Source organism: Kitasatospora sp. NPDC056800, assembly GCF_042789775.1.
GTDB lineage: Bacteria > Actinomycetota > Actinomycetes > Streptomycetales > Streptomycetaceae > Kitasatospora.
Genome location: NZ_JBHUAL010000072.1, coordinates 1 through 9,317, shown reverse-complemented (window position 1 = coordinate 9,317; position 9,317 = coordinate 1). Strand labels below are relative to the sequence as shown.

General features: G+C 74.4%; 7 protein-coding genes. 3 read left to right on the top strand and 4 right to left on the bottom strand.

Translation table 11 applies throughout. From position 1 onward, the window contains the following. Window positions 1-129 precede the first annotated feature (129 nt). The 3 genes from ACFRQN_RS18020 to ACFRQN_RS18010 all read right to left on the bottom strand — a co-directional run bounded on the left by ACFRQN_RS18020 (window position 130) and on the right by ACFRQN_RS18010 (window position 3,354). A complete protein-coding gene (locus ACFRQN_RS18020; protein ID WP_074003230.1) occupies window positions 130-1,389 on the bottom strand; it encodes a phosphatidylserine decarboxylase family protein in 1,260 nt (419 codons plus the stop codon). A gap of 167 nt (window positions 1,390-1,556) precedes the next feature. Next, window positions 1,557-1,727: a hypothetical protein gene (locus ACFRQN_RS18015; RefSeq protein ID WP_158077721.1), complete on the bottom strand. Its 171-nt coding sequence runs from the start codon at window positions 1,725-1,727 to the stop codon at window positions 1,557-1,559. A 10-nt stretch (window positions 1,728-1,737) separates the two neighbouring features. Then, a complete protein-coding gene (locus tag ACFRQN_RS18010; RefSeq protein ID WP_241852942.1) occupies window positions 1,738-3,354 on the bottom strand; it encodes an SMI1/KNR4 family protein in 1,617 nt (538 codons plus the stop codon). A 236-nt stretch (window positions 3,355-3,590) separates the two neighbouring features. Between ACFRQN_RS18010 and ACFRQN_RS18005 the strand changes: the two genes are divergently transcribed. Further along, window positions 3,591-6,254, top strand: coding sequence for an NACHT domain-containing protein (locus ACFRQN_RS18005; RefSeq protein ID WP_380741154.1), 2,664 nt, complete (start codon window positions 3,591-3,593; stop codon window positions 6,252-6,254). Between the two features lie 36 nt (window positions 6,255-6,290). Here ACFRQN_RS18005 and ACFRQN_RS18000 read toward each other — a convergent pair whose 3' ends face one another. Then, window positions 6,291-7,205 (bottom strand): hypothetical protein, encoded by a 915-nt coding sequence (locus tag ACFRQN_RS18000; protein ID WP_380741153.1) that lies wholly within the window; start codon window positions 7,203-7,205, stop codon window positions 6,291-6,293. A 120-nt stretch (window positions 7,206-7,325) separates the two neighbouring features. On the opposite strand from ACFRQN_RS18000, the gene ACFRQN_RS17995 reads away from it, so the two are divergent. Both ACFRQN_RS17995 and ACFRQN_RS17990 read left to right on the top strand, forming a co-directional pair. Next, window positions 7,326-8,549 (top strand): glycosyltransferase, encoded by a 1,224-nt coding sequence (locus ACFRQN_RS17995; protein ID WP_380741152.1) that lies wholly within the window; start codon window positions 7,326-7,328, stop codon window positions 8,547-8,549. A 108-nt stretch (window positions 8,550-8,657) separates the two neighbouring features. Beyond that, window positions 8,658-9,272: a TetR/AcrR family transcriptional regulator gene (locus tag ACFRQN_RS17990; protein ID WP_049653081.1), complete on the top strand. Its 615-nt coding sequence runs from the start codon at window positions 8,658-8,660 to the stop codon at window positions 9,270-9,272. Window positions 9,273-9,317 lie beyond the last annotated feature (45 nt).

Below are 9,317 nucleotides of genomic sequence, written 5' to 3'. Positions count from 1 at the left end.
CCACCACCTTTATATAAAAAATTTTCGTCGGGGGCTGTTTATTTTTTTTATATCCCACGGGTTTTCTGGTTGTGGGGGGGGGGGGGGGCCCCCCGGGGCGCCACCCCCGGGCCGCCACACCCGAGGGGGTCAACCAGCGTTGGCGAGGGGGGCGTTGGTGGCGACCTGGGGGTCGTCCTCGGGGTCGACGTCCTCGCTCGGCTCGACCGTGGGCTCCACGTCGCTGCCCGGCTCGAAGGCCATGAAGTGGGTGGATCCGCCGTAGCTGAAGTAGCCGAGCTCGTCGCCCTTCCGCACCTCCTGGTCCTCGCGGACCACGGGCGTGACCGAGGAGATCTCGCCGATGCCGACGGCGGCCAGACAGATCATGCCGATGCGGGGAGCGGTGCTCTCGATGAAGACCAGGGCACGCGTACTGGACGCCGCCGCGCCGCCGAACGACACCCCCTGAGGCGCGGGGCCCGACCCGTCCAGCTCGGCCGTGCCGAACACCAGGCCGGGGACGACCTCCACGTGCCGGACCACGCCGTCGACCGGCGCGTGCCAGCGGTGGTAGCCGGTGGCGGGGAGCACCAACTGCAGGACGTCGCCGCCGACGAAGCGGTCCGTGTAGCTGCTGTTGTTGAGCGTCTCCGCCAGGGAGAAGGTCTGGCCCTTGAGGGTGAACCCGGCGTTCTTCCCCACCTTCCGCTCGTGGCGCACCAGGGTGCCGTCGCTCGGCGCGAGGACCGCCGTCGGGTCGGTGGAGACCGGCCGGGCCCCGGGCTTGAGCTTGCGGTGGAAGAAGTCGTTGAACGACGCGAAGCCCCAGTGCTCGGCGCCGCGGTCGGGGATCTCGTAGTCGTCGAGCCGGTGGCGTTCGACGGAGTACGGGGACAGCCAGCCGTTGTCCGCCTCGGTCAGCACGGAGCGGCTCGCGGGGCTGTCCAGGAACACGCACCACTCGCGGAGGACCTGCTGGAGCGCGGAGTTGAACGCCGGGGTGCGCAGGAGGCTCTCGCCCGCCTTCGTCAGCGCCAGGTTCGCGAACAGCGCGGACAGCGGGAAGAGGATCCGCTCCTCGGACTTGGCGCGGTACTCGGGCGCGGTCGTGATGATCAGGTCCACGCACTGGAGCAGGTGGCCGACGCCCTGGATCGGCTGGAGCGCGCGCGGGAGCTGCTCCAGCGTGCCGGCCACCAGCGACCGGGTGTTCCTGTCGGTCTCGATCAGCTTCTCCATGGCCGCAACGGCGGGGCTGTGCGGCCCCGTTCGCGCCTGGGCGCGGTCCGCGAGGTCCGCCAGCCAGACGTCGACGGCCCGGCGGTCCTTCGGCAGGTAACCGGCGACCCGCCCGAACGAGGCACGGTAGCGGGCGTCGGTCACTGCGCCCGTGAGATCTCCGAGCATGCTTTCCTCCGTCATGGCATTCGATCGGTGACGATCCGGCAGAATTCCTGGCCAGTCTCGGCCGGGCCCGCCGGGGCGGGGCCGGGAATCACGGCCCGTCCGGAAAGAGAACCCGAACGGACGAAGGAGATCGGTAATCAGCTCAGCTGATATGCGAGTTGAGCCGTTCAAGGATGTCGCGCCGCGGGCCACGGCCCGGCGGTGACCAGGTCCTCCATCCGCGCCAGGTCCACCTCGGCGGCGCCGGAGACCAGCCGGTAGCCGCCCCGGTCGTGCTCGATCACCGAGTCCGGGCTGTCCCCGATGCGCAGGATCCTGCGCAGCCGGTGGATGTGCACGCGGCCGCTCTCACCCGCCGTCAGGAGCGAGGGTCCCGGTGACGGTGAACGGCTCCCCGACGAACCGGCCGAGTCGTTCGGCCCAGGCCAGCGCCACCTCATCGGGCACCTCCGCTCCGGCCAGGCGGGCGGCGGCCAGGGTGGCCGGGAGTGCGCCCTGGTCCAGCAGGACGGCCCACTGGCCGGCGGTGAGGGCCAGGTAGCGCAGGTCGGGGCACTCGGCGAGCGCGGTGAGGTTCCGGACCTCCGCCCGGGAGAGGTCCAGGCCGCGGAGGTTCGGGACGGTGCGCAGTGGGGCGATGTCGACGGGCCCGGATGTGGCGAGGTCGAGGGCGGTCAGGTACCGGTGGCCCGCGAGCGGCGCGAGGTCGCCGCCGTGCAGGGTGACGCCCAGGAACTCGACGGGCAGCTCCCGAAGCGGGGACAGGTCGTCGACAGGGCGGCGGTGGAGTTCGAGGCGCCGCAGGTGGGGAGCGGCGGTGAGCGGGGTGAGGTCCATGAGCCCACTGGGGGCGTTGCAGTGGATCAGGACGGTCTGGACGCCGGGTGGGACGTCCTGAGGAATTCCGTCCGCCACCAGCTCGGGGCTGGAGCCGAATTCACGTGGGCCTTCCACGAACTCGATGTAGTCGACCTCGTCCTCCTCCACTTCGTAGGCGTCCCGCTCCAGCAGGTCCAGGTAGCGGGCGAGGAGTGAGGTGACGGAGTCGCAGACGTAGAGCGGCCCGTCGTAGTAGTCGCGGCCGATCTGGATCACCTGGCCGGGACGTCCGGCCCGGGCCGGGGACATGTCGACCGCCAGGTAGTTGCCGTCGTCGGCGGTCGCGAACGGCAGCCAGCCCGGGTGCTCGTGGCAGCGCCGGACGGTGTCGAGCGGCTCGGCGTCGAGCACGACCGAGTCCCAGGAGGTCTCCCAGCCGGACCACACCGGCTCCCACAGGTTCGCGTTGACGGCGACCAGGCGTGCCAGGGGCATCCAGGCGAGGCTGCCGAAGAGGCCGATCGCCTCGTCCCCACTGCCGTCGGCGATCAGGTAGAGCGCTCGCAGGTCGGCGGGCAGCGGCCGGCCGAGCCGGCGCTCGGCGTCGTCGAGTGCCGTGGTGGTCACCGGCGGTGGCAGCCTCTCGGCGTGTCCCAGGATGTCGGCACGCCGCTCCAGGTAGGCCCGCAGCCGGGTGACCGCGAGATCCGGATCGCCCGCCGGGGCGGCGCCGCTCTCCTCCTGGGCGACACCCGGCTGGGACAGCCGACAGTCGTGGTCCAGGACGGCCAGGAACCCGGGACGGGCATCGTGCAGTCGGGAGACGACCTGCCGGGACGCCGTCAGGGCGAACTCGCCGGACGGCCGGCACCGTATCTCCAGATTCGTGCGCTCCCAACCGCGGGCCGCTCCCACCGCCGCCGTCACGTCGTCCAGGCCCTGGAAGATCGCGACCCCGTGGACCGGCCGCGGCTTCTCACCGGCGATCGTGTACCGACCGGAGACGCCCAGGCCGAACAGGCCTTGGCGGCTGGCCAGCACCGCCTCCGTCCAACTCTCGGGTGCGTTCGCCGCGATGCTCTCGGCCACCCGCGCGACGCCCTGCTCCACCTGCTCGGCCATGCTCTGCTCCGGTTCTGTCGACACTGCCGGTGATCATCGCAGGGGGCTGTGACAGACCCGTGGGCCGGAGTGCCGAGCGCACGGGCTGGGTGAAACCGGCCGGCCTGGTGCTCTTCCGGCCGAGTACCGGTTCGGGCCGGGCCCGTCCGCCCGGCCCGGAACCGCCAGAGAACCGACGGTCCGTCGAACAGGTCGGACGGGCCCTGGTAGAAAGGGAGTTCGCGCGGCAGCGGTCGACACAGGGGCGGAGCCGGGGAGTGGTGGAATTCGAAGACGGCCACGGGCCCACGAACATCCGGAACGTCGTCACCGACAGTACGGTCCACTACCTGGTGCAGATCGGTGTGCTCAACGGGGAGCTGCACCTCACCGTGCCGCCCCGGGCCGTGGCGGCGGAGACACCGCTCGGCCTCGCCGAGGAGCGGCTCGCCCGCAGCCTGCTGTACCAGTGGCGGGCCGAGGCCGACGCCTGGGACATGGCCGACCCCGAACCGTTGGCCGTCCGCTGGGTGCACAGCCGCACCGCGCTCGCGCCGGGGGCCGAACTCGGCGGGCGCGGCGACCGGGTCGGCACGATGGCGGAGGCTCTGCTGGGACTCGACCACCGCCGCCTGCTGATCCTCGGCGGGGCCGGCGCGGGCAAGACGACCCTCGCCGTGCTGCTCACCCTGGAGCTGCTCGCCCGCCGGCTCACCCGCGGCGAGGACGTCCCGGTGCCCGTCATGCTCTCGCTGGAGTCCTGGGACGCCGAGCGGGTCAACTTCCACGACTGGCTGGCCGGCCGGATCACCGAGGAGCACCCCGGTCTGCCCCGGGTGGACGGGCTCCACCCCGCCCGCCGACTGGTGAGCGAGCGCCGCCTGCTGCCCGTCCTGGACAGCCTCGACGAACTGCCCGAGCACCGGCGGACCGCTGTGCTCGGCGCCCTCGGGCGCCAACTGGGCCAGGAGGGCGGGGTGGTGCTGATCTGCCGGACCGAGCCCTACCGCGAACTGGTGGCCACCCAGCGGGACGTGCTCCGGGTGGACTCGGCGATCGAGGCGCTGCCGCTGGCCCCCGGCGACGTCGCCTCCTACCTGCACCGGGCCCGGCAGCCCTCGCGCGCCGCGCAGTGGGCGCCGCTGCTCGCCGAACTCCGCGCGGCGCCCGGCAGCCCGGTGAGCCGGGCACTGTCGACGCCGCTGATGGTCTGGCTGCTGCGGCGCGGGTACGAGCGGGCCCCGGCGGACCCGGGCGAGCTGCTGGACCGCGGGCGCTTCGCGACCGCCTGGCAGGTGGAGCAGCACCTGCTCGACCGGATCGTGCCCGCCTCGTTCCCGGCGCTGCCGCCGGCGCCCGACCGCCTGCACCCGCCCCGGCGGTGGGAACCGGACCGGGCCCGGGCCTGGCTGTCCTTCCTGGCCCGGCTGATGAACCGCCAGGAGACCGCCGAGCTGGCCTGGTGGCGGCTGTTCGGCGCGCCACTGCCGCGGGCACTGGCGGCGCCCGCGCTGATCGTGGTGGGGATCGCCCTGTCGGTGCTGATCGACCTGGGGCTCGGGGCCGTCGGGGGCTCCGGCCACCCCTTCGGCTTCGGCACCGCCGTGGGCCTCGGTGTCGCCCTCGCGGGCTTGGTCCGCACGGCCGGGCAGGGCTGGTTCGGGGACGAGACCTCGACGCCCCGACGGCGGGTCAACCCGCTGCGCTTCGCCGGGGCCCTGCGCTCGGCCGGCCGCAACGGGAGGCTGGGCCGGGCTTGGCGGCTCATGGTGGTGATCGGCGGGCCGCCGGTGATCCTCACCCTGGTCGTGCTCCAGCTCCTGGCACCGGCGGAGGAAGGTCTCGCACTGGTGGCGGCGGTGCTGCTGTCCGCCTATCTGATGGTCGCGTTGGCGGCCCCCTCGGACACCGTGGACGCCGCGACCCCCGACTCGCTGCTGCGCTCGGAGCGGACCTCGGTCCTGGTGACGCTGCTGGTCCTCGCACCGCTGCTCGCCGCCGGGATCGGGCTGATGGACTGGTCGCGGACCCACCTCTACCGGTACCACCAGGTGGACTGGTCCTACCCGCTGGCGACCTGGTGCGGGGCGGGCGCGACGTTCCTGCTGCTCAGCCCGTGGAGCCGGTGGCTGCTGGCCCGGTGCTCGCTGGCACTCGTCGGCCGACTGCCCTGGACGCTGATGACCTTCCTGCGGGACGCCCACCGGGCCGGCCTGCTCCAGCGCACCGCCGGGACGTACCGCTTCCGCAACCTGCGGCTCCAGCAGCACCTGGCCGCCAAGGCCGGGCCCCGCTCGGGAGGCCAGGGAGGTCAGGGAGGTTCGGGGGCCGCAGGGGTCCCGGTGCCCCGGGCGACGCCGGACGGAGCGACGACGGTCGCGACCGGTCCCCTCGCCGACCTGACCCTGCCCCCGGCCTCGACCTGGCGCGGCCTCACCGTACGGCGCGACCCGAACTCGTACCTGCTCACCGGCCGCGTCCGCGCCGTCATGCTCGCGCACTGGGGCCCGCTCGGCGCCCTGCTGGGCCTGCACCTGGTCCGGATCACGGTGAGCGGCACCTGGGACCGACTCGACTCCTGGAAGCCGATCGTCGGCGTGCCCGCCCTCGGCCTGCTGGTGATGCTGATCAGCCTCCTGCGCCGGCGGCACATCGAACTGCACATCACCGACACCTTCATCGCCGCCCGGACGGGCCGGCACCGCTGCCGCTACGAGTGGCGCGACGTGGACGAGGTCGCCGTCCGCCGGGTGCACCTCCGCGGCCGTGACACCCCCGTCCACGGCATCCACGTTCGGCCGCGGACGGGAGCGCCCCTGCCCCCGGCCCGCTGGCGGGGGCGGGACGGGTGGTACCTGGTGCAGCCGATGAACGTCGTCCGGACCCTGCCTCCCGACCTCACCGAGGCGCTCGCCGAGCTCTCCGGCGGGCGCTGGCGGCCGTAACGCGGGCCGGTTAGGGCCGGAGAAGGCTCTGCCCGGCTACGGATGGCAGCGGCTCTGGCCGAGCACGTAGCAGCGCAGGTCGACGTCCTCGGGCAGGACGGGCACGGCGCCGGGAAGGGCGACGGCGCCGACCGTGACGATGAACGTCCTGGTCACGGCGTCGCTCCCCTTCTTGTTCTGTGGGGCCTGGAAGAGCAGGTAGCGGGCCGACAGGTAGTCCTCGACGGTGAGGTGGGGGCGGGCGAGGAGGTCGAGGGCGGCGGAGTGCAGGACGGCGCTGTCCCGCGGTGTGGGAGTGGCCGAGTAGACCGGCCTGCCGCCGGTCTCGATCCGGGAGGCGTCCAGGCCCCGGGCCGCGTAGCGGGCGACGAGTTCGGCGTCGGCGCGGTACGCGGCCTCGCCCCGCAGGAGGCGGTTGCCGGCGACCCTCCGCCCGTCCGGCAGGAGCACCCAGTTCTGGAGGGTGTCGCCCTCGACGCCCTCAGCGGCGAAGCGCCGCTCGGCGAGACGGCCGTAGCGAAGCATCGCTTCCGAGGCCGGGGTCGCCAGGCCCCCGGCGTAGGCGCGCGTGGCCTGGTCCCACTCCGCGCCCTCGCGCAGACGGCCGACCTCGCCGAGCCGGTCGAAGTTGGTGTCGCCCTCCCGGATCGGGGTACGGAAGCGCTCCGGGTTGAAGAAGGCACCGGCCGGGCCGGGAGGCGGGCCCATCGCGACGGCGAGACGGTAGCGCCAGTCGACCAGCCGCTCGTGGACGGCGGCCAGCGCGGCCGCCCGGGCCGGCCGACCCGGGGCGGTGTCCCACAACTGGGCCAGCAGGTCCGCCGCTTCGGTGGCGGCGGCCGCCTGCTCGGAGGCGAAGGCGCGGGCCTTGGCCTGCCGAGCCGGGTCGGCGAAGCGCAGCGCGAGCGGGCTGGTGGGGAAGTCGCCGGGGGTGATCGGTGCGGTGGGCATGGCTCTCTCCTGATACGCCCTCTTGGGCCGGGCTCGGACGAACCGGCCCCACGTGGACGGAGGCTCCCCCTCCGGGGCCAAGCCTGGATCAACACCGGCCCCGGCGTGGAGAATTGCCCCATGCGTATTCTGATCGTCACCACCGGCTCCCGCGGGGACGTCGCGCCGTTCACGGGCCTGGGCCGGCGTCTGGTGGACGCCGGGCACCGGGTGGCCGTGGTTGCCCATCCGACCTTCGCGGCGCTGCTCGAGTCCTGCGGCCTGGAGCACCGGCCGCTGCCGGGGGATCCGGAGGAGCTCATCCGGGCCAGGGCCCGCGCGACCTCCCCGGAGGAGATCCGCGCGCTGATGACCGCGTTCGTGGACGGGCTCGCCGACGGAGTGGCGGACGCCGTCGCGGGCGGGGCCGACCTGCTGCTCACCGCCTTCGCCCCGTCGCCGCTCAGCCTGACGGCGGGAGACGCGTACGGTGTGCCCGTCCTCGGCACGTACCTCACGCCCGCCTTCGCCACCACGGAGTTCCCGCTGCCCGGCCCCGCCGGCGGCGCGGACCTGGGACCGGAGGGCAACCTCGCCGCAGGCCAGGAGCGGCTCCGGGGCGCGGACCGAATGTTCTCGAGTGCCGTGGACCGGATGCGCGAGCGCCTCGGCCTTCCCGGCAGGACGTCGCCGGAACCGCTCGGGCACACCCGTCCGGTCGTCCACGGTTACAGCCCCGTGCTACTGCCGCGCCCGGCGGACTGGCCGGCCCCGGTCGACGTGGCGGGCTTCTGGTGGCCCGCCCGGCCGCTGGGCTGGCAGCCTCCGGGCGACCTGGTCGACTTCCTCCAGGCCGGTCCGGCCCCGGTGTTCATCGGCTTCGGCAGCATGGCCCCCGGGGAGGGCGAGCGGCTCGGCGAGCTGGTGACGGCCGCGGTACGGCAGGCGGGGGTGCGCGCGGTGGTCCAGGCGGGCTGGGCCGGGCTGGAGGCGGCGGGTGACGGCGTGTTCTGCGTCGGCGACGTGCCCCACGACTGGCTGTTCCCCCGCACGGCCGCCGTCGTCCACCACGCCGGGGCGGGCACCACGGGCGCCGCGCTGCGCGCCGGGGTCCCCGCCGTACCGGTGCCCGTGATGGCCGACCAGCCGTTCTGGGCGGCGCGGCTGCACCGGCTGGGAGTGGCCCCGCAGCCCGTGCCGTTCGCCGACTTGACCGCCGAGCGCCTCGCCGCCGCGATCACGGCCGCTCTGGCCGAGCCGGTCCGCCGCCGCGCGGCCGCCGTCGCCGGGCTCATGGCGGGCGAGGACGGCGCCGGTGCCGTCCTGGCCCACGTCGCCCGGATCGCCGAGGCCCCCGGACGCTGACCCCGGCCGCTGACCCCGGCCGCTGAGCCTGGACGGTCTGACACCCGGCCAGGGCACGCGCCCCGGACGGCCGGCGGCGGTCCACCCACTCTTGGATAGGCTGCCGGGATGATCCCCGACGCCCCCCGGCTGCTGCGCGCCGACGCCGCCCGCAACGCGGAAAAGATCATCCGGGCCGCCCGGGAGGTCTTCACCGAACAGGGCCCCGACGCCCACCTCGACGACGTGGCGCGCCGGGCCGGCGTCGGGGCCGCCACCCTGTTCCGCCGCTTCCCCGACAAGGCCGCGCTCCTGCGGGCCGTACTGGACCAGGGCTTCGGCGAGCGCGTCCGGCCCGTCATCCAGTCCGCCGCCGACGACCCCGACCCCGCGTCCGGGCTGGCCCGCGTGCTGGCGGCGGCCCTGGAGTCGGTGGCCGGCGACTACAACGTCCTGGCCGCCGCCCGCGCCGCCGGCGTCCTGACCCCGGCGACCGGCGAGGAGTTCTTCGCCGCCCTGGACGCCCTCCTGGCGCGCGGTCAGAGCGCGGGCGTGATCCGCGCCGACCTCGTGCCCGACGACCTGCACCGCATCGTCGTCATGCTGGTCTCGGTGCTGTGGACGATGGACCCCCGCGAGGACGGCTGGCGCCGGTACCTGGCCCTGGTCCTCGACGGCCTCTCCCCCGCCGGGGCCCGCCCACTGCCCTGCCCAGCCCCCGCACTGCACTCCCGCACACCCTGACGCCCTGACGCCCTGACGCCCCGCCTGGTGTCGGCGGCCCCGCCG